Source organism: Kitasatospora sp. NPDC059146, from assembly GCF_042786665.1.
Lineage (GTDB): Bacteria > Actinomycetota > Actinomycetes > Streptomycetales > Streptomycetaceae > Kitasatospora.
In genome coordinates this window covers 18845-38497 of sequence record NZ_JBHZCY010000030.1, presented here as the reverse complement: position 1 = coordinate 38497, position 19653 = coordinate 18845, and the positions used below count along the sequence as shown (strand labels likewise).

The 19653-nt window shown below is 75.9% G+C and carries 19 protein-coding genes; 8 read left to right on the top strand and 11 right to left on the bottom strand.

Annotation, left to right across the window (positions count from 1 at the left end):
- The first annotated feature begins 272 nt into the window (after positions 1 to 272).
- Positions 273 to 560, top strand: a complete 288-nt coding sequence (locus ACFXPX_RS15910; protein WP_380641665.1) for a hypothetical protein — start codon at positions 273 to 275, stop codon at positions 558 to 560.
- Positions 561 to 604: 44 nt separating this feature from the next.
- Here the strand turns inward: ACFXPX_RS15910 and ACFXPX_RS15905 are convergent, their stop codons facing one another.
- The 3 genes from ACFXPX_RS15905 to ACFXPX_RS15895 all read right to left on the bottom strand — a co-directional run bounded on the left by ACFXPX_RS15905 (position 605) and on the right by ACFXPX_RS15895 (position 6088).
- Positions 605 to 3595 (bottom strand): BTAD domain-containing putative transcriptional regulator, encoded by a 2991-nt coding sequence (locus tag ACFXPX_RS15905; RefSeq protein ID WP_380641663.1) that lies wholly within the window; start codon positions 3593 to 3595, stop codon positions 605 to 607.
- Positions 3596 to 3756: 161 nt separating this feature from the next.
- Positions 3757 to 4923, bottom strand: coding sequence for an alanine--tRNA ligase-related protein (locus ACFXPX_RS15900; protein WP_380641661.1), 1167 nt, complete (start codon positions 4921 to 4923; stop codon positions 3757 to 3759).
- A 127-nt stretch (positions 4924 to 5050) separates the two neighbouring features.
- Positions 5051 to 6088 carry a helix-turn-helix transcriptional regulator gene (locus tag ACFXPX_RS15895; RefSeq protein WP_380641659.1) on the bottom strand — a complete coding sequence of 346 codons (1038 nt, stop codon included), beginning with the start codon at positions 6086 to 6088 and terminating at the stop codon, positions 5051 to 5053.
- Positions 6089 to 6272: 184 nt separating this feature from the next.
- Here ACFXPX_RS15895 and ACFXPX_RS15890 point away from each other — a divergent pair, with 184 nt between their 5' ends.
- The 3 genes from ACFXPX_RS15890 to ACFXPX_RS15880 all read left to right on the top strand — a co-directional run bounded on the left by ACFXPX_RS15890 (position 6273) and on the right by ACFXPX_RS15880 (position 9702).
- On the top strand, positions 6273 to 7190 hold the full coding sequence (locus ACFXPX_RS15890; RefSeq protein ID WP_380641657.1) for an MBL fold metallo-hydrolase: 918 nt from the start codon (positions 6273 to 6275) through the stop codon (positions 7188 to 7190).
- A 123-nt stretch (positions 7191 to 7313) separates the two neighbouring features.
- Entirely contained in the window at positions 7314 to 8753 is a 1440-nt protein-coding gene (locus ACFXPX_RS15885; RefSeq protein WP_380641655.1) for a carboxylesterase/lipase family protein, read from the top strand.
- Positions 8754 to 8835: 82 nt separating this feature from the next.
- Entirely contained in the window at positions 8836 to 9702 is an 867-nt protein-coding gene (locus ACFXPX_RS15880) for an NAD-dependent protein deacetylase (RefSeq protein WP_380641653.1), read from the top strand.
- Positions 9703 to 9724: 22 nt separating this feature from the next.
- Here ACFXPX_RS15880 and ACFXPX_RS15875 read toward each other — a convergent pair whose 3' ends face one another.
- Entirely contained in the window at positions 9725 to 10558 is an 834-nt protein-coding gene (locus tag ACFXPX_RS15875) for a hypothetical protein (protein WP_380641651.1), read from the bottom strand.
- 181 nt (positions 10559 to 10739) lie between these two features.
- On the opposite strand from ACFXPX_RS15875, the gene ACFXPX_RS15870 reads away from it, so the two are divergent.
- Positions 10740 to 12167: an amidase gene (locus ACFXPX_RS15870; RefSeq protein WP_380522667.1), complete on the top strand. Its 1428-nt coding sequence runs from the start codon at positions 10740 to 10742 to the stop codon at positions 12165 to 12167.
- 24 nt (positions 12168 to 12191) lie between these two features.
- On the opposite strand, the gene ACFXPX_RS15865 is transcribed toward ACFXPX_RS15870, so the two are convergent.
- From ACFXPX_RS15865 to ACFXPX_RS15845, 5 genes are all read right to left on the bottom strand, one after another.
- The gene (locus ACFXPX_RS15865; RefSeq protein WP_380641649.1) at positions 12192 to 13307 is read right to left on the bottom strand and encodes a mechanosensitive ion channel family protein; all 1116 of its coding nucleotides are present in this window, start codon (positions 13305 to 13307) and stop codon (positions 12192 to 12194) included.
- Between the two features lie 50 nt (positions 13308 to 13357).
- A complete protein-coding gene (locus ACFXPX_RS15860; protein ID WP_380594533.1) occupies positions 13358 to 13567 on the bottom strand; it encodes a hypothetical protein in 210 nt (69 codons plus the stop codon).
- A gap of 63 nt (positions 13568 to 13630) precedes the next feature.
- Positions 13631 to 14026 carry an SsgA family sporulation/cell division regulator gene (locus tag ACFXPX_RS15855; RefSeq protein ID WP_380522664.1) on the bottom strand — a complete coding sequence of 132 codons (396 nt, stop codon included), beginning with the start codon at positions 14024 to 14026 and terminating at the stop codon, positions 13631 to 13633.
- Positions 14027 to 14125: 99 nt separating this feature from the next.
- Positions 14126 to 14494, bottom strand: coding sequence for a PRC-barrel domain-containing protein (locus tag ACFXPX_RS15850; protein ID WP_375891607.1), 369 nt, complete (start codon positions 14492 to 14494; stop codon positions 14126 to 14128).
- A 55-nt stretch (positions 14495 to 14549) separates the two neighbouring features.
- A complete protein-coding gene (locus ACFXPX_RS15845; RefSeq protein WP_380594537.1) occupies positions 14550 to 14996 on the bottom strand; it encodes an SRPBCC family protein in 447 nt (148 codons plus the stop codon).
- Between the two features lie 208 nt (positions 14997 to 15204).
- Here ACFXPX_RS15845 and ACFXPX_RS15840 point away from each other — a divergent pair, with 208 nt between their 5' ends.
- The 3 genes from ACFXPX_RS15840 (at position 15205) to ACFXPX_RS15830 (ending at position 17383) form a co-directional block, all read left to right on the top strand.
- Positions 15205 to 16128 carry an RNA polymerase sigma factor SigF gene (locus ACFXPX_RS15840; protein ID WP_375891604.1) on the top strand — a complete coding sequence of 308 codons (924 nt, stop codon included), beginning with the start codon at positions 15205 to 15207 and terminating at the stop codon, positions 16126 to 16128.
- A 151-nt stretch (positions 16129 to 16279) separates the two neighbouring features.
- On the top strand, positions 16280 to 16723 hold the full coding sequence (locus ACFXPX_RS15835; RefSeq protein WP_380641647.1) for an STAS domain-containing protein: 444 nt from the start codon (positions 16280 to 16282) through the stop codon (positions 16721 to 16723).
- A gap of 186 nt (positions 16724 to 16909) precedes the next feature.
- Positions 16910 to 17383 carry an ATP-binding protein gene (locus tag ACFXPX_RS15830; RefSeq protein ID WP_380641645.1) on the top strand — a complete coding sequence of 158 codons (474 nt, stop codon included), beginning with the start codon at positions 16910 to 16912 and terminating at the stop codon, positions 17381 to 17383.
- 76 nt (positions 17384 to 17459) lie between these two features.
- Here ACFXPX_RS15830 and ACFXPX_RS15825 read toward each other — a convergent pair whose 3' ends face one another.
- Positions 17460 to 18161 carry a hypothetical protein gene (locus tag ACFXPX_RS15825; protein WP_380641643.1) on the bottom strand — a complete coding sequence of 234 codons (702 nt, stop codon included), beginning with the start codon at positions 18159 to 18161 and terminating at the stop codon, positions 17460 to 17462.
- Positions 18158 to 19402, bottom strand: coding sequence for a 2-isopropylmalate synthase (locus ACFXPX_RS15820; RefSeq protein WP_380522659.1), 1245 nt, complete (start codon positions 19400 to 19402; stop codon positions 18158 to 18160). Before ACFXPX_RS15820 ends, ACFXPX_RS15825 begins: the two co-directional genes overlap by 4 nt.
- Positions 19403 to 19653 lie beyond the last annotated feature (251 nt).

Genomic DNA, 19653 nt, shown 5'->3' with positions numbered 1-19653 from the left:
GGCCTCGAACGACACACACGATTCGGCCAGCGGCTGCTGGCGCTGACCTGCGCGATCTGGCACAACCGCACCACCGGCCGACCAGTCGCCCGCTCACTGATCGCCTACGACCGCTGACCCAACCTCGGAACTACTCGTCCAGACCCTGGCCCCTGCGGGACGCCCGCGAGGGTGCGTTGATCATTTGTCTATCGGCGGCTGCGAAGCTCACCGAGTCGGCACACACTCCGGTGGGCCAGCGCAACTGCCTCCGCAACGAACTGGAGTCCCCCATGAACCGTGTTCCGAACGCCGCCAAGCGCGCCGCAACCCTGCTGGGCCTCGCCACCGGCGCCGTGCTGCTCGCGGCTACGGCCGCACAGGCCGCCCCGGCCGCTCCGGCTGCGGCGGAGGGTTCCGCCCTGTCGGCGTCGGTGTCGGCGTCGGTGTCGGCCGTCACGCTCCAGCCCGGGGCGGCGGCCCCGGCCGGCGTGAACGGTGACCCCAGGGCGCACATCGACGACACCAGCGAGTGGAACACCATCGCCTCCAGGCCGCTGCCGTCCGGCGGGCAGCTCTGAGCCGCCCGGCCCCGACCGCGGCGGATCCCCGGGGGGTCCGCCGCTCAGACCTCGGAGCGCAGCCGGTCGAGGAGTTCCCGGGCGTCCGCCGCCTCCGGCAGTCCCAGGGCGGCCAGCGAGGCGTACGCCCGGGCCGCGTGCTCCTCGGCCGCCGCGCGGTCGCCGAGGCCGGCCTCGGTTCGGGCCAGGATCTGGAGGGCGTAGGCCAGGTCGCGTTCGCCGTCGCGCGCGCCCTCCAGGTGGGTCACCGCCGCCCGGGCCTCCGTCAGGGCCTCGGCGGGCCGGCCGGTCACCCGCAGGGTGTCGGCGCGCCGGTAGCGGGCCATCGCCTCCTGGCGGGGCAGACCGGCCGTGCGGCACAGCTCCAGGCATTCCTGGTAGGTGGCCAGGGCCTCGTCGTGGCGGCCGAGTTCGTGCAGTGCGCGGCCGCGGATCCCGAGCGCGTGGGCGGTCCCGTGGCTGTCGGGGACGTCCCGCAGGGCCAGCAGCTCCTCGTCGCAGATCGCCACCGCCTCCTCGGCGGCGCCGCTGCGCAGCCGGGCGACGGCGGCGTTCAGGGCGGTGGCGAGCGCCCCGGAGCGGTGGCCGAGGAGGCGGGCCAGCGCGAGGGCCTGGTCGAAGTTGCGCACCGCGTCGGCGTTCCGCTGCTGGAACAGCGCGATGACGCCGAGGTCGTTGCAGGTCTGCCGGAGGATCACGGTGTCCTCCGCGCGTCGGCAGGAGTCCGCGGCCCGGGTGGTGTGCTCGCGGGCCTCGTCGAGCCGGGTGGCCTGGACGGCCACGTTGCCGCAGACGAAGCGGGCCCGGCCGGCCGCCCGGTGGTGGCCGAGCGACTCGGCGGCCTCGGCGGCCTCGCGGGCGACCGAACCCAGCAGGGTTGAGGAGATGTCCCGGCCGAAGGCGCTGCACGCGACCAGCAGATCGGCGGCGACGTCGAGCAGCGCGGGGTCGGGGGCGGAGCGCACGGCCGCGCCGACGGCGTGGGCGATGCCGTCGAACTCCCGCACCACCCAGGCCCTGGCCCCGGCCAGGTCGGCGAAGCGGGCGGCGCCCGCGACGGTGAAGGTGGTGCCGACCGGATCCCCCGGGACCGCCCGCTGGAACGCCGCGACGGCGCCCGCCAGCAGGAAGCGCAGCAGCCGGGCGGCCACCGGCGGCCGTTCGTGCGGGAGCAGCCGCTGCTCGGCGTAGTTGCGCAGCAGTTCGTGGTAGCGGTACCGGCCGGGCTGCGGCGACTCCAGCAGGGCCGCGTCCACCAGGGACTCCAATACCTCCTCGGCGTCCTCCGGGCCCAGGCCGAGCGCGGCCGCCGCCGCGTCCAGGGCGATCGTCGGCCGGGTGAAGGGGGCGAGGGTGCGGAGGGCGTACGCCTGGACGCCGTTGAGCTGCCGGTAGCCGAGCTCGAACACGGTGGTCACGGCGAGGCCGCCGACGCGCAGCTGGTCGAGCCGGTGGCGTTCGTCGGTGAGCGCGGTGACCAGCCGGGCCAGCGCCCAGCGGGGTCGGGCCGCCAGCCGGGCGGCGACGATCCGCACGGCGAGCGGCAGCCGGCCGCAGAGGCCGACCACCTCGTCGGCTGCGGCGGGCTCGGCCGCCACCCGCGGTCCGCCGATGACCTGCCGCAGCAGGTCCAGGGCCTCGTCGACGGCGAACACGTCGAGGTCGAGGTGGGCACGGGAGGACAGGCCGGGGACCCGGGTGCGGCCGGTGACGATCACCGCGCAGTCGCCGGAGCCGGGCAGCAGGGGGCGCAGCTGGGCGAGGTCGCGGGCGTCGTCGAGCAGGAGCAGGACCCGGCGGCCGTCGAGCAGGCTGCGCAGCAGCCGGGAGCGGTCCTCGACGCCGCGCGGCAGGTCGGCGGCGGCGACGCCGAGTGCGCCGAGGAAGCTGCCCAGGACGGCGGCGGCGTCGGCCGGTTCGCCGCTGGTGCCGCGCAGGTCGGCGTAGAACTGGCCGTCGGGGTAGTGGTCGCGGACCTGGTGGGCGACCCGGACGGCCAGCGTGCTCTTGCCGATGCCGCCCATGCCGCTGATCGAGGCCACGCCGAGGACGGACCGGTCGGCTCCGGTCAGGCCTTCGGCGAGCTGCCGGACGGCCTCGGTGCGGCCGCTGAAGTCGGAGATGTCCGGCGGTAGTTGGGCCGGGCGGACGACGCCCTCCGGCTCCGGGGTGAGGACCGCCGCCGGGGCGGGTGCCAGCAGGCCCGGGTCGCCGGCCAGGATCCGGCCGTGCAGCCCGCACAGCTCCGGGCCGGGGTCGATCCCCAGCTCCTCGCCCAGCGTGCGCCGGGCCCGGGCGAAGACGGCGAGCGCGTCCGCCTGTCGGCCGGCGGCGTACAGGCTCCGCATCAGGAAGCCGTAGCTCTGCTCGCGCAGCGGGTGCTGCTGGACGAACGCGGTGAGGTCGGACACCAGGGCGTGGTGCCGGCCGCGGGCGAGCTCGGCGGCGAAGCGCTGCTCGGTCAGGGTCAGCCGCAGCTCGGCGAGGCGGGAGCGCTCGGCCTCGGCGAGCGGCCCGGGCACGCCGGCCAGCGGCTCCCCCTGCCACAGGGAGAGCGCCTCGGTGAGCAGCGTGGCGCACTCCTTCCGCCGCCCCTTGCGCCAGGCGCGGGCTGCGGTGGCGGCCAGCCGCTCGGCCCGGTGGACGTCCACGGACTCCGGCGGTACGGACAGCCGGTAGCCGTCGCCCACCGAGCTGAGCAGCTGTGCCACGGGCGTACCGCCGTCGGGGCCGGTCACGCCGGTGCTGGTGCCGCCAGCGTCGCGTCCGCCGCCGTCAGGGCCGGCCAGCCGCTGGCGGATCCGCCAGGCGTAGGTGCGCAGGACCATCACGGCGGACGAGGGCGGTTCGGCACCCCACAGCGCGTCGACGAGCTCGTGCAGGGTGACGGGGCGGTCGGCCCGCAGCAGCAGCGCCGCCAGCACGGCCCGCTGCTGGGGCGGGCCCGCGGGCACGGCCCGTCCGTCGGCCTCGATGCCGATCGGCCCCAGCAGGCTGAACCGCAGCCGCGTCGGCGCACACTCGTCCTGAACCACGTTCCGTTTCCCCCGCCCCCCGAAAAGTCGACTTACCTTACATGCACCAGCCCGATCCACCAGGGCCGCCGAGCGAGGTCCGGTCGGCGACCGGTGGGAGGCGGAGAGCGGTGCCGGGGCCGGAACGGTACTGCCGACCGTCCCGCCCCCGCCACCGTCCGTCACTGCGACCGCAGTTCGAGGACCAGCTCGCGCGGCAGGCCGTGGGTGTCGTGGAGGTAGCGGAGGTCGTCCTCGCCGAGCGGGCCGCGGAAGCGGGGGCGGGAGAGCAGCCGGCGGCCGCGCTCCAGCAGGCGGTCGAAGCGCTGCTCCTCGTCGAGCAGCACCCGGCGTACCGACTCCGGGTCCACGTCCTGGCCGAAGCGGTCCAGGGTGTGCCGCACCAGCTCCGGCGGCAGGTCCCCGAGCCGGCGCTGGGGGTCGTCGCGGCGCAGGACGGTGAGCACCCGGCGGACCAGGCGGCGCAGCACGTAGCCGCGGCCGGTGGTGCCGGGGCGGACGCCGTCGCCGATCACCACGACCGACGAGCGCAGGTGGTCGCAGACCAGGCGCAGGGACGGCTCGTCCAGCTGCCACAGCGGCGGCACCAGGCGGCGCCAGGGGTCGAAGACGTCGCACTCGAAGACCGAGGAGCGGCCCTGGAGCAGCGAGGAGAGCCGTTCCAGGCCGAGTCCGGTGTCCACGTTGCGCTGGGGGAGCGGCACGAGCGAGCCGTCGTCGAGCCGGCGGTGACGCATCATCACGTGGTTCCACACCTCCACCCAGCGGTCGTCCCGGGTCGGGGTCGACCGCGGCGGGGTGTCGCCGGTCCAGAGGAAGATCTCCGAGTCGGGGCCGCAGGGGCCGGTCGGCCCGTTGGACCACCAGTTGTCGTCGACGGTCAGCTCGACCGGGACCCCGCGGTCCTGCCAGAGCTCCAGCGAGCCGGTGTCCGGCCCGACCCGGTCGTCCCCGCCGAAGACGGTGGCGTGCAGGCGGCCCGGGTCGATGCCGAGGCCGTCGGTGAGCAGGCCGTAGCCCCAGTCGAGGCTCTGCGGGCCCTCGTAGTCGCCCAGCGACCAACTGCCCAGCATCTCGAAGACGGTGAGGTGGGTGCGGTCGCCGACCTCGTCCAGGTCGGTGGTGCGCAGGCACCGCTGCCGGTTGACCAGCCTCGTCCCGAGCGGATGCGGACGGCCCTCCAGGTACGGGGTGAGGGGGTGCATGCCGGAGGTGGTGAACAGCACCGGGTCGCCGGGCGGGGGCAGCAGGGTGGAGCCGGTGGTCCGGCGGTGGCCGCGCTCCTCGAAGTACTCGGTGAAGACGCGGACGAGCTGGTCGGTGTTCATGGCGGTGGCTCCTTCTCGGGGGAGGGAGGCGCCGGAGAACGAGCCGCGCGATCATCGGGACCGGGGGAGGGAACGCCCCGGGAACACCACCGGCGGACCGTTTCCGGTCGCCGGGGGAGGGGGTACGTCAGGCGGCGGCAACCGGCGAGCTGGCGGCTCGCGCGGCTGCGCTGGTGCTTCGGTCCATGACGTCCATGTCCCCGAGGTTAACTCCGGCGGCACCCGCCGGGCCACCGGTTTTGCGGGCCACCGGTCTGTGGGTGCCCGGCTTGCGGGTGTCCGGCTTGCGGGCGCCCGGTGCGGCCGAGGGGCCGAACTCGCCCGCCCGGCCGAGCAGGGCCAGGGCCTCCTCGGCGGGGGAGCCGGCCGGCGCGGTGTGGACGATGAGTGCCTGCTCCGGCGAGCCCGCGATCGACAGCAGCTGCTGGTGCACCCCCAGCGCGCCCACCACCGGGTGGTGCAGCAGGTGGGCGGCGGTGTCGCAGGGCGCCACCCGGTGGTCGGCCCACAGGGCGACGAACTCCGGGCTGCCCATGGTCAGTTCGCCGATCAACTCGGCGAGCAGCCGGTCCTCCGGGTGTCGGCCGACGGCTCCGCGCAGGTTCCCGACCACCCCGCGGGCCTTGCGCGGCCAGTCCGCGTACAGCTCCCGGCTGTGGGCGTCCAGGAACAGCATCCGGCCCAGGTTCGGGCGCCGCGCCGGGTCGTCGGGGCTGTCCCGGTCCAGGTGGCCGGCCAGCAGGGCGTGGCCGAGGGGGTTCCAGGCCAGGACGTCCATCCGGCGGCCGAGCACCACCGCCGGGACGCCGCCGACGGAGCGCAGCAGGTCGCGGGTCTCCGCCGTGAGCCGCTCCGGCCCGGGGCGGCGCACCCGGGGTGCCCGGCGGGCGGCGCCGGCCAGCCGGTCGAGGTGTTCGCGCTCGTGGCCGCCGAGCAGCAGGGCGCGGGCGATCGCGTCCAGCACCTCGGGCGAGGCCCTGCGGGACAGCCCCTGTTCGAGCCGGGTGTAGTACGAGACGCTGACGCCGGCCAGCTGCGCCACCTCCTCCCGCCGGAGCCCGGACACCCTTCTGCGGGGCCCGAGTTCGCGCAGTCCGACGTCCGCGGGATGCAGCCGCGTCCGTCGGGCCCGGAGGAAGTCGCCGAGGGGTCCTGGTCCGTTCATCCCCCCAGTATTCGACGGCCGGCCGGGCGCGGCCACACCCTGCGAGGGGTAGGAACGGCCGGGTCTGGTCCGCGCCTCCCGGACCGCCGAGGCTCGGTGCCAGGGCCCGTCCGGCACGATCCGCCGGACGGGCCGCAGCCGGCCGCCCCGTCCCGGGGCGCGCCCCGCACCGGAGGACGGACCCATGCACCACGCCCCGGACCAGCTCACCCTCGGCGACGTCACGGTCACCCGGGTCAAGGAGTACTACGGCCCGGCCGGGCTGACCCCCGGGCAGTTCTTCCCGGACAGTCCCGACGGCGCGTGGCAGGAGCACCGCGACTGGCTGGCGCCCGACTTCTGGGATCCGGGGACCGACCAGTGCCGCACCGCGATCCAGACCTGGCTGCTGCGCAGCGAGGGCCGCACGATCCTGGTCGACACCGGGGTGGGCAACCACAAGGACCGGCCGTACGCGCCGGTCTGGCACCGGCTGGACACGGAGTACCTGGACAACCTCGCCGCCGCCGGGGTGCGGCCCGAGGACGTCGACCTCGTGGTCAACACCCACCTGCACATCGACCACGTGGGCTGGAACACCCGCCTGGAGGGCCGGGAGTGGGTGCCGACCTTCCCCAATGCGACGTACCTCGTCCCGCGCCCGGACTTCGAGTTCTGGGACCCGGCCAACGGCCACCGGAGCGTGCTCGGCGAGGGCAACCGGAACGTCTTCGAGGACAGCGTCGCGCCGGTCCACCGGGCCGGGCAGGTCCGGCTGTGGGACGGCGGGCACCGGATCGACCGCAACCTGCGGCTGGACCCCGCGCCCGGGCACACCCCGGGATCCTCCGTGCTCACCCTGGACTCCGACGGCGAACGCGCCCTGTTCGTCGGGGACCTCGTGCACACCCCGCTCCAACTCGCCGAGCCGGACACCAACTCCTGCTTCTGCGAGGACCCGGCGCAGTCCCGCGCCACCCGGCACCGGCTGCTCGGCGAGGCCGCGGAGCGGCACGCGCTGCTCTTCCCGGCGCACTTCGGCGGCAGCGGCGCGGTCGAGGTCGCGCGCCGCGGCCCGGGTTTCGCGGTCGAGGAGTGGGCGGGCTTCCCGCGCATCTCCTGACGCGCCGCCGACACCGGTCGGCCCCGGGGCGGCCCCGGGTCAGCCCCCAGTTCAACCGGTCCAGCCAGTCCAGCCAGGTCAGCCGGTTCGCCCGGTTGACGCAGTGGAGAGGAACCGATTCACGTGCCCCGACAGGCAGAACCCGTCGTCACGACCCCGGCGGGAGCCGTCCGCGGCGCCCGCGCCCGCACCGGCGAGCGCTACCGGGCCGTCCCCTACGCGGCGGCGCCGGCCGGCGCCGGCCGGTTCGCCCCGCCCCGGCCGCACCCCGGCTGGTCCGGCGTCCGCGACGGCACCCGGCCCTCGCCCACCGCCCCGCAGCCGCCCCGCGCCTTCGACGGGCTCGACGTGAGCCCCTACTTCGGGCCGGGCTGGGTGCCCGGCCCGGAGTACCTCACCGTCGACGTCCACACGCCCGCCGCCGACGGCCGGCGCTGCCCGGTGATGGTCTTCGTGCACGGCGGCGGCTTCATCACCGGCTCCAACCGCGCCGCCCTCTACGACGGTTCCGCCTTCGCCCGGGACGGCGTGGTGCTGGTGGCGGTGAACTACCGCCTGGGCATCCCCGGGTTCCTCGACCTGCCGGGCGCCCCGCCCAACCGGGGCCTGCTGGACGTGCTCGCCGCGCTGCGCTGGGTGCGCGACTCCGTGGCGGCCTTCGGCGGCGACCCCGGCAACGTCACCGTGTTCGGCGAGTCCGCGGGCGCCACGCTCGTCTGCGCGCTGCTCGCCACGCCGCAGGCGCGCGGGCTGTTCCGGCGGGCCGTGGTCCAGAGCGGCAGCGGGACGGGCGCGTTCACCCCGGAGCAGGCACGGCGGGTCACGACCGCCGCAGCCGCCGCCCTGGGCGTCGAGCCGACGGCCGGGGCGTTCGCCGCCGTGCCGGACGAGCGGCTGGTGGCGGTCCTGCCCGAGCTGACCGGCCTCGACCTGCGCACCGGCACCGCCGTGGACCCGCTGGCCGGGCTCAGCCCGCTCGGGCTGGTCCTGCCGGTCCAGCCCGCGGACGCGCTGGCCGCCGGCCCGGCCCGGGACGTCGACCTGCTGATCGGCACCAACACCGAGGAGGCGAACCTCTACCTGGCGCCGCAGGGGGAGCTGGAATCCACCACGGAGGCGGGGCTGCGCGCGGCCGCCACCGGGTTGCTGGCCGACCCGGAGGGCGTGCTCGCGGCCCTGCGCGCCGGCCGGCCGCGGGCCACCCCGGGCGAACTGCGCTCCGCCGTGCTCGCGCACGCCCTGTTCGAGGCCGGCACCGAGCGCATCGCCCGGGCACACGCCCGGATCTCCGGCGGCCGCACCCACCGCTACTCCTTCGGGTACCGGTCCACGGCCCTGGACGGGCGGCTCGGCGCCGCCCACACCGTCGAGCTGCCCTTCGTGTTCGACGTGGCGGACGAGCCCTGGCTGCACGGGCCCGAGGGGCTGCTCGGCCCCGACCCGGCGCCGGCGGGGCTGGCCGCCCGGGTGCACGGTGCCTGGACGGCGTTCGCCCGGAGCGGCGAGCCGGGCTGGGCGGGGTACGACCCCGAGCACCCGGCGGCCGAACCCCTCGGCGGCTGAGCCCCGGCCGCCGTGCGCTGCTGTCGCCCCGCGCCGCCCCGGCCCTCGCTCCCGCGCCCGGCCCGGTCCTACCCTGGACGGCATGGACGCGCTCGCGGCGACTCCCGGCGGTACGGCGGCCGATGCGGCCGGCCTGGCGGCGCTGGTGCGCCTGCTGGCCGGGCGCGGGGCGGTGGTGCTCAGCGGGGCGGGCCTGTCCACCGAGTCCGGGATCCCGGACTACCGGGGCGAGACGGGCAGCCGGCGGCGCGCGGCGCCGATGACCTTCCAGGAGTTCACCGGGAGCGCGGCGGCCCGGCAGCGGTACTGGGCGCGCAGCCACGTCGGCTGGCGGGCGATCGCGGCGGCCGAGCCGAACGCCGGGCACCGGGCGGTGGAGCGGTTGCGGCGCTCGGGGCACGTGTCGGCGGTGATCACCCAGAACGTGGACGGCCTGCACCGCGCGGCCGGCACCCGGACGGCGGTGGAGCTGCACGGCGGGCTGCACCGGGTGGTCTGCCTGGACTGCCGCAGGACCAGCCCGCGCACCGAGCTGGACCGCCGGCTGGAGGAGCTGAACGGCGGCTTCCGGGACGGCCCGGCCCGGGGCAACCCGGACGGCGACGCCGAGTTGGCGCCGGAGTCGGTGGCCGCCTTCCGGGTCGCCCCGTGCGCGGTGTGCGGGGGAGTGCTCAAGCCGGACGTGGTCTTCTTCGGCGAGAGCGTGCCCAGGCCGAGGGTCGAGCGCTGCTTCGAACTCGTGGACGCGGCCCAGGGGTTGCTGGTGCTGGGTTCCTCGCTCACGGTCATGTCGGGGCTGCGCTTCGTGCGCCGGGCCGCCCGCGCGGGCACCCCGGTGGTGATCGTCAATCAGGGCGCGACCCGCGGGGACGAGCTGGCGGCGGCCCGGGTCGGCCTGCCGCTGGGCGCGGTGCTGACCGAGGCCGCCCGGCGGGTCAGGGCGTCGTAGCGAACGCGTGCCGCCCGGCGGGTCAGGGCTTCGTGGCGAGCGCGTGCAGCGCGGCCTTGAGGGCGTCGACGAAGCGGTCCCGGACGGCCGGGTCGACCAGGTCGAGCGAGAGGTAGGGGTTGAGGTCCTCCAGCTCGACCAGGAGCAGCGCGCCCTCGGGGGTGCGGCAGGCGTCGACCCGCTGGATGCCGTGCTCGACGGTGTTCCAGGCGATGAAGCGCCGGGCGAACTCCAGGTCGGCGGCGGTGGGTTCGTACGGTTCGAGGTGCCAGCGCCGCTCCGGGTCGGGGGCGTGCAGGGCGTACTGGAAGGCGTCGTCGACGAAGTAGAACGAGACCTCGTAGCGGAACGGGACCAGCGGCTGGACCAGGACGTCCTGGTCGTACGCGACGGTGTCGAGCTGCTCGCGGGGGACGATCCGCAGGCCGATGGAGTCGGCGCCGAGCTTCGGCTTGACGACGTACTCGGGCGCGACGGGCAGCCGGTCGAGGTCCGCGGCCCGGTCGACGGTGGGGATGACGGGGTACCCGGCGGCGGTGAGGTCGAGCAGGTACTGCTTGCCGGCCTGGTCGGCGCGCCCGGTGAGCTGGGTGTAGACGCGGGTGCCGCGTTCGAGCGCCCGGGCGCGGAAGTCCCGGTACGCGGCGAGGTGCTCCAGCACCGGGCCGCTGTTGCGGACCAGCACCAGGTCGAAGGAGTCCATCAGCGCGGCGGCGTCGCGCGGGTGGCAGAGGGCGACGTCGAAGTCCTCGCGCAGGCGGGCGGAGAGCTGGATGTCCTCGTCGCAGTAGCGGCGCCCCCGGGCCTGGTAGGCGAGGTCGGTGACGAGCAGGACGCGGGGCTTGGCGGGGGTCATGGCTCTCCTGATGATCATTCGATCCGTTCACCCTAACGTCGACCGGCGCCGACCGGTGCCGACGGAACGGGCGGATCCGCCGCGGGATCGTAGTAATGCACTTGCATCGGTTCCCGGGGTGCGGTGTGATGGACCGCGATGCGATGCAAGCGCATCGGAACGAACCGGAGGGGAAACCACGATGAGTGCCGCACCGACCACCACCGCCCCGTGGCAACTGGGCGCGACCGAACTGGGGGCCGCCGTCGCCCGTGGCGAGCTCACGGCGGCCGAGGTGGTGGAGAGCCATCTGGAGCGCATCGCGGCCGTGAACCCGGCCGTCAACGCCGTCACCCAGCTGATGGCGGACGCCGCCCGCGAGGCCGCCCGCGAGACCGACCGGCGCCGCGCGGCCGGCGAGCCGCTCGGCCCGCTGGCCGGGGTGCCGTTCACCGTGAAGGAGAACATCCGCGTCGCCGGCTGGGCGACCACCCACGGCGTGCCCAGGTTCCGCGACCACGTCGCCGAGACCGACGCCCCGCCGGTGCGCCGCCTGCGCGCCGCGGGCGCCATCCCGATCGGCCACGCCAACATGTCCGACCTGTCGATCTCCTCCGACGCCGAGAGCCAGCTCTACGGCCGGACGTACAACCCGTGGGACCGGACCAGGAACCCGGGCGGCACCAGCGGCGGCGACGGGGTGGCCGTCGCGGTCGGCATGGCGGCGCTCGGCCTCGGCAACGACTCCGGCGGCTCGGTCCGACTGCCCGCCGCCTTCAACGGGGTCGCCGGGCTCAAGCCCAGCTACGGCCGCTTCGCCGCCGACCACCGCATCCTCGGCCAGGAGCCGATGCTGGCCTCCCAACTCATCCCGGTCGACGGCCCGTTCGCCCGCTCGGTCGCCGACCTGCGCGCCGCCTTCGAGGCGCTGGCGGGCGCCGACCCGCAGGACCCGAGGGCCGTCCCGGCGCCGCTCCGCGGACCACGCCCCACGCGCCCGATCACCGTCGGCGTCGTGGTCGACCCGGCCGGCATCGGCGTCCACCCCGAGATCGGCGCCGCCGCCGTCGACGCCGCCGAGGCCCTGGTCGAGGCCGGCTACGAGGTCGAGGAGGTCAGGATCCCCCGGCTGTCCGAGGCCCTGGAGTGCTACGGCAAGCTGATCATGACCGAGTTCGGCCTGAACTGGTCCCGGGTCCGGCAGCTGCTCACCGAGAAGGGGGCCCGGAACGTCGACCTGTTCCTGGAGCGCACCCCGCACGAGGACCTCGGCGAGTTCCTCCGGCAGACCGGCGTCCGGCTCGGCCTCCAGCGCGACTGGGCCGCGCTGATGGAGACCCACCCGCTGCTCCTCACCCCCACCTGCCCCCACCCCGTGCCCGGGGTCGACGTGTTCTCCGAGGACACCGACGCCGAGGGCCACGCCCGGCTGACGCTGCCCAGGGCCGTGTGCGCGGTGACCTCGCTGATCGGGGTGCCCGCGGTGAACGTGCCCAGCGGGTTCGCCGACGGGCTGCCGCAGAGCCTCCAGCTGATCGGCCGGATGTACCGCGAGGACCAGTGCCTGGACGCCGCCGAGGTGCTCGAACGCCGCTTCGGCGCGCTGACGCCGATCGACCCGCGGCCGTAGCGCGCGGGCCGACCGGCCGGGACCCTACAGCGGAGGCGTTCGTGGTGGAGGGGTGCGTCGGCCCGGGGTCGGCCGGGGGGTACGGGGGTCCCCCCGGTCGTCCGGGTCCCGCGCGGGCGCCTCCGCCACCGGGAGGCGCGGCAGCGCGTACGGGTGGCGGTCGCGCAGGTAGCCGATCAGGTGCTCGCGGAGCCGGCAGCGCAGTTCGAAGGCGTCGCCGCCGTCCGCCGCCGTGGCCAGCACCCGCACCACGATGGTGGTCGGCGTGGTGTCGACCACCTGGAGGGCGCTGCCCCGGCCGTCCCAGAGCTCGCACTTGGCCAGGTAGTCCTCGAACTCCTCGCGCAGCAGCCCGATCGGGGCGTGGTGGTCGAGGTGGAGCAGCGCGGTGCCGGTGATCCGGCTGGAGCGGCGGGACCAGTTCTCGAACGGCCGCCCGACGAAGTACGACATCGGCATCATCAGCCGCCGCTGGTCCCAGGTCTCGATCACCACGGCGGTCAGGGTGATCTCCTCGACCGTCCCCCACTCCCCGGCCACCACCACGACGTCGCCGATCCGGGCCAGGTCGCCGAAGGCCAGCTGCACCCCGGCGAAGACGTTGGCGAGGGTGCTCTGGGCGGCCACGCCCGCCACCACGCCGACCAGCCCGGCGGAGGCCAGCAGGCTGGTGCCGACCCCGCGCACGGCCGGGAAGGTCATCAGCACCGCGCCCAGGGTGACCAGGCCGACCACCGCCTGGCCGATCCGGCCGAGCAGGACGGCCTGGGTCCGGGCCCGGCCCGCCCAGGCCGGCTCGCGGCGGTGCACGGCGAGCCGGGCGGCGCCCTCCGCCAGGATCGCCACCAGCCGGCCGCACAGCCAGCCGCCGGAGGTGATCGCCAGGATCACCGCCAGGTGCCGCAGCCCCGCGCGGGCGGCGGGCGGGGCGGCGATCCACGGCAGCGCGGCGGAGAGCAGCAGGCAGGCCGTCAGCGCCAGCACCGGGTGGCGGCACCTGCGCAGCACCTCCGGGACGTCACCGGCACCCCGGGGGGCCGCCAGCCGCCGGGCGGCCGACCGGACGGCCCGGTCCAGGCCGTAGGTGAGGAGGGCGGCCGCGGCTCCGACGACGGCCAGGCGGAGCAGGCTCCACCACATCTGCGGCTCTCCTTTCCGCTGCTGGCACGGTGGTCGGGGTCAGGGCCGGTTCAGTCGGGCGGCTCGACCGGGTGGGGCCGGCCCGGCTGCGGGGCGGCCGGTTCGGGGGCCGGCCGGTGCACCGGGCGCGGGGCCGGCGGGGGGACGGGCGAGCCGGGCGGGGGCGGCGGGTCGGGCAGCAGCGGCCTGGTCCGCGGCGCCGGGGGCTCCGGCGCGGGCGCGGGCGGCGGCTGACCGGGGCGGGCGGGGGAGGTGGTCATAGGCGGGTGCTCCTCTCGGTGCGGTGCGGTGCGGTGCCGTACGGCCCGGCGGGCCGATGGGTTTCAGGCCGCCAGTAAGTCGTGCAGGCCGCGGTCCCAGTCGATCCGCTCGTGCTCCCGCCCCGGCGGGACGAGCCGTACGGTCCGGGCCAGGAACCGGGCGACCGCCGCCGCGGGGGCCGCGAGCAGGGCGACGCCCTCGGTGCCGGCCAGCGCGATCAGCACGTGGGCGTCGTCGAACGGTGTGACGTGGACGTCGCCCTCGCCGGCGGGCGCGTGCAGCCCGGCGAGCAGCAGGTCGCGGGAGAGCGACCAGACCGCGTTCGGCTGGTAGGAGGTGAAGTCCAGCTCCGCCGCGTGGGGTTCGTCGTCCCGGTAGGACCAGTCGACGTCCAGGTCCCGGCTGCGGTCGTCGCCGGTCATCAGTCGCATGGTGATCCGGGTGGTGAGACGTTCCATGGGAGGTTTCCCCTTTCCCGGGTGGTCCGGACGGGGGGAGCCGGCGGCCCGCCCCCGTCCGTCGTCGCTGACTGTCGGTCTGTGCTTCCGGTGGCCCGGTCAGAGGATCCGGCCGCCGTAGTACGGGTCCCAGTAGGGCCCGAAGCGCCCGCGGGTGTCGGCCTCCTGGTCGGGCCCGCCGGCGTCGAGGTCGGGGCTGTCGCGGATCTCGGCCCTGGAGCGGTCGACGTAGACCTTCTGCTCGCCGATCTCGATCCGGGTCACGGTACCGGCCGGGAGCAGGACCCGACGGCCGAGGATCCACGGCCCGGTGTCGACGACCAGGTACTGCTCGTCGACCTCCTCGGACAGCTTGTCGACCTTGCCGATCGCGCCGTCGGTGGCCTCGACGTGGAAGCCGATGAGGTCGGTGCCGGCGGTGTGTCCGGCGGAGGTGCGGAATTCCCAGATGGTGCGGCGTGCGGTCATGACTGCCTCCGTTTCGTCTCGTCCGGTAGGGCTCGGCTGCCCCCGATGCGGGAGTTCATGCCCCCGGGGTGGTGCCGGGGGCGTCGTCGTCCCGCTCGACGTGGTGCTTGAAGTCGTTCAGGTCGTCGATGACCCGGCGGTCCACGAAGCCGAGCGCCTCGGCGAGTTGGGCCCAGAGCCCGTGCGGTTCGACCTCCAGCTGGAGCATGACCCGGGTGGTGCGGTCGTCCACGTGGTGGAAGGTCACCACGCCGCTGTGCCGCACCGGGCCGCTCCCGCCGTCCCAGGCCACCCGCTCGCCCTCCACCACCTCGGTGGTCACGGCCTCGAACTCCCGGCGGCCGCCCGCGGTTTCGACCACCCAGCTGCTGGCGCCGCCACCGGTGACGTCCACGCTGACCACGCCGCGCATGAACCGCGGGAAGTCCTCGCAGTGCACCCAGTGCCGGTAGACCTCGTCGAGCGGCGCGGCGACCTCGACCGATTCCTCGATCCGTCCCATCGTCCGGTCCTCCTTCTCCTCCTCGTGCTCCGGCCCCGTACCCGGTCCGGGTGCCCCGTTCCCCGCCCGGCATGCGCGGGGTGTGGCGGGCGTCACCGTGTCGGCGCCCGGGTCGTTCGCTCACGCAATCCTCACAAGGGGAACCGGCATGGAACGGGCCACGGCGGGTATCCGGGGACGGACCGTACGCCGAGGGGAAAGGACCGACATGGCCACGACCAGTGACGAACTCCTCCACCGCGTGACCGCCCCGGCCCCGGACGAGGCCGCGCCGGCCGCCCACCGGGCCGCCGGGCACGGGCTCCCGGGGCAACCGGGGCACCCGGAACTGCCGGAGCTCGCCGGCATCGAGGACCCGAAGCAGGTGGCGCCGGGCGACGCCCGGGAGCTGACCAGGGTGCTGCTGGCCCGGCTCGCGACGCTGGAGGAGGGCACCCCCGAGTACTCGTACGTCCGGGCCACGCTGATCGAGCTCAACCTGTCGCTGGTGCGCTTCGCGATCCGCCGGGTCGGCAACCGCCGGGAGCCCGAGGAGGACCTGCTCCAGGTCGGCTCGCTCGGGCTGATCAAGGCGATCGACCGCTACGACCCCGACCACGGCGCCGAGTTCGTGACCTTCGCGCTGCCGACCATCCTCGGCGAGATCCGCCGCCACTTCCGGGACTCCACCTGGGCCGTGCACGTGCCGCGCCGCCTCCAGGAGCTGCGCATCACCCTCGCCAAGGCCCGCGACGTGCTGTTCCAGCGGCTGGGCCGGGCGCCCACGGTGGCCGAACTGGCGGAGCACCTCGACCTGTCGCCGGAGGAGGTGATCGAGGGCCTCGCCGCGGCCAACGGCCACACCGCCGGATCCCTGGACGCCCCGGTGACCGAGAGCGAGGAGGACCGCGGCCCGCTCGCCCAGCGGCTCGGCGAGGAGGACCCGAGGTTCGACACGGTCGAGAACCTGATCGTCCTCAAGCCGCTGGTCGCCGCGCTGCCGGAACGCGACCGGCGGATCCTGTCGATGCGCTTCGGCGAGGAGCTCACCCAGTCGCAGATCGGCGCCCGCCTGGGGCTGTCCCAGATGCACGTGTCCCGGCTGCTCAGCCGGACCCTGAAACACCTGCGGGCGGACCTCACCGCCGACTGAACCGCCGCACGGTCACCGGGCGCACCGCCGCACCGCGCACGCCACCCGCCGTCACCCACCGCCACCAGGCCGGTCCGCCCCCGGCCTGGTCCTGGGCCGGGTGGCGTGCGTACGCTCGTGGAGCACACCCGTTGAGGGGAACACGACGACGATGCCAGCCGAGAAGACGATGCCCGCAGAGAACGAGTCCGTGACCGTGCCGCTGACCACCGCACCCTCCGACGCCCCAGGGGCGGGTGCCCCGCTCGGGCCCGACCTGGCCGTGCACACCTGGTGCACCGACGCCGGAGCGGCCGTCTGCGCCCTGGCGGGCGACCTCGACATCGAGACCCTGGCCCCCGCCCGGACCACCCTCGACGCCCTGGTGGAGCAGCGCCCGCCGCTGCTCGTCGTCGACCTCGCCCAGGTCGGGTTCTGCGACTCCTCCGGCCTCAACCTGCTGCTGCAGACCCGGATATCGGCCGCGGCGGCGGACGTCGACTTCCGACTGGCGGCGCCGTCCGGCACGGTGCGGCGGCTGCTGGAACTGACCTGCACGGACACGGTGTTCTCGCTCCACCCGACCGTGGAGGCCGCGGCCACCGGACCCCGGTGAGTGCCGCGGCCGCCCGTCGGCACGCATAATTCGTCGGTGGTCGGGAAACCGACCAGACGACAGCGCAACGACGTGGCACACAGCGGCACACCGCGCTACGCAGTGGCACACAGCGGTACACCGCGCCGGGAGCACGGCGCCGGAACCGCCACGGGAACCGAACCGGAACCGAAGGGGAACCCGCACATGACGACCAGCCGGGCCACCCTGGACGGCGACCGGCCGGGCACCGGCCCCACCCTGCCGCCCGGCGGCCAGCGCCGGCGCCTGCACCTGGCCGGGCAGCCCAAGCCCGTCGCCCGGGCCCGGGCGTACATCGCGCAGGCCGTCGCCGACTGGTCCTGGCCGACCGGCCCGGCCGGGGCCGAGGACGACATCGTGCTGCTGGTCGCCGAACTCGTCGCCAACGCCATGCTGCACGCGGGCGGCCCCGTCGACCTCGTCCTGGACGCCTCCGCGGCCCGGCTGCGGATCGAGGTCAGCGACCGCTCGACCGACCTGCCCGAGCCGCGCCGGCCGCACCGCCCGGGCATGCCGGGCGGGCACGGCCTGTTCATCGTGCAGAAGGCCGCCACCCGCTGGGGCGCGGTGCCGCACGACGACGGCAAGACGGTCTGGGCCGAGATCGACACCCGGCCCCCGCAGGAGCCCGGCAACTGACGGCCCGGCCCCGATCCCTCGGCGCGCGGTTTCCGAATGGACGACCGGGCGCCGCGCGCGTTCATGGGCGCCGAGCTCACGGCAGGAACGTGCTGCGAACGTGCGCCAGGTAGGCCTCGGGCCCGGGGTACGGCCGGTCCTGGGCACCGGGCCGGTGCAGGTCGAGCCGGCCGTCCGGGTGCAGCCGCAGGGTCGTGGTGGCCGCCCGGTCGTGCGTGGGCCCGTCGTGATCGTCGGGGGAGAGCGGGCCGAGGACGGGCACGGCGGCCGGGAACATCGCGCGGGCCCCGGCCGCCGTCGCCGCGGGCGGGTGGCCGGTGCGGTTGGCGCTGCTCACGTACAGCACCGGGTGGTCCGCGAGCAGCGGGAGCAGGGGGTCCCAGCGGGCGCCGAACAGCAGGGTCCAGCCGTCCCGGGTGGCGGGGGCCAGCCAGTCGGGCCGCGCCGCGCCCGGGAGCAGTGGGAGCAGCGGGAGCAGCAGGGTCACCCGCTCCTCGGTGAGCAGCCGGCGGGCGGCGGCGGCCAGGGCGGGGGAGAGGTCGAGAGCGGCGCCGAGCCGCGCCAGGGTGCCCGGGTCGTGCGCCCAGAGGGCGACGGCCTGCTCGGCGGGCCGGCCCTTGGCGGTGTTGACGGCCCGTGGGTCGGTGCCGGCCACGACGTGGGTCAGCGGGGCCGGGTTGGGCAGCACCACCGCGGTGCCGCGCCGCAGGGCCGCCCGGGCGCCGTCGAGGTCGACCGTGCCGGCGGCCCCGCCGGTCCCGACCGTGCCGGCGGTCATGCCGACGCCCCGGTCGGTGCCGAGCGGAGGCCGACCAGGTAGGCGGCGAAGGCCGCGTCCTCGACGACGGCCCGGCCGGTGCGGTAGGCCCGGGACTTCACCCAGGCCAGCGCGGCCCGGGCCTGCTGCTCGTCGAGCTCGTGGCCGAGCCGGTCGGCGACGGCCCGGACCACCCGGAGGCTGGCCAGCTGGGTGAGCACCACGCTCGGGGCGATCCCCAGCACGGCCTCGGGGTCGAAGGGCTGGAACAGCTGCGGGTGGACGAAGGGCGTGCCGGTGGAGATCGTGCCGACCCCGCTGCCCACGACGGGGGTGGTCACGCCCAGTGGGACGCCGGTCTCCCCGGAGACGGCCCGGGCGAGCTGCGGCAGTGCGGTGAGGTCCGGGGCGGTCCACCAGGCGGGGGTGTCGTCGCCCAGCAGCCGCGCCGCCCGGGCCGGGTCGTGGGTGAGCAGGAACAGCAGCTGTTCGGTGGCCGCCATGCCGCTGCGTTCGGCGATCCCCAGCCAGGAGGCGGACACCACCCGGACGCCCGCCCGCAGTGCCTCCAGGGTGTTGGCCAGGCCGAGGCCGAGGTCGTTGTGCAGGTGGGCGCCCAGGACGACGTCGTGATCGGCCGCCGCCCGGACCCGGCCGAACAACTCGGCCGCCTCGTGTGGGAGTTGGATGCCGACGGTGTCGGCCAGCAGGATGGTCCCGGCCCCGGCGGCGGTCAGCGCGCCCGCGTGGTCGGCCAGCAGGCCGTGGTCGGCGCGGGAGGCGTCGGCGAGGCAGAGGTCGACGGCGACCCCGTCGTCGAGGGCGCGGGCCTCCTCGATCAGGGCGGCCGCCGACTCCAGGGCCTCCCGGGCCGGGCGGTGGGTCATCGTCCGGGCCATCGGCTCGGAGGCGGGGACGACCACCATGACCCGGGCGTGCGCGGTGCCCCGCACCGAGGCCACCGCCTGCCGGACGTCCGCCGCCCGCCCCCGGCACACGGCGGCGACGCTGACCGTGCCCTCGGCCTCCACGGCGACCCGGCGCACCGCTTCGTACTCCTCCTCGCACACCGCCGGGAAACCGGCCGCGAAGACCACGTGCCGGGGCCCGTCCGCGCCGAACATCCGGCCCTGCTCGCGGGCCAGCCGGACCCGGAACGCGGCCGACATCAGCGTCTTGGCCTGGGCACCGTCCCTCGCCGACTCCTCCCAGAGCACCACCCGGCCCGCCCGCGCGGACTCCCGTATGACGTCCCGCTCCATCGCAACCCCCGAACCCGCCCGGCCCTCCGCCGACGGAGGGCAACCGGGTCGGGACTCTAGGCGGCGGGCGGGGCCGGCGGGGGCGGGCCGGGAAACTGCCGCCGTTCCGGCACGGAGTTCCCGGATCCGCTTGTCAGGAGGGGAGTTCGGGGGTAGGGGGGCTCGGGCGGGCTCAATGGGGTTGGACGGGCTCAGGGGTGGAGCGGAACCGGCAGGAAATGTCCTGTCGTGATGTCAGATTCCTTGTAGCA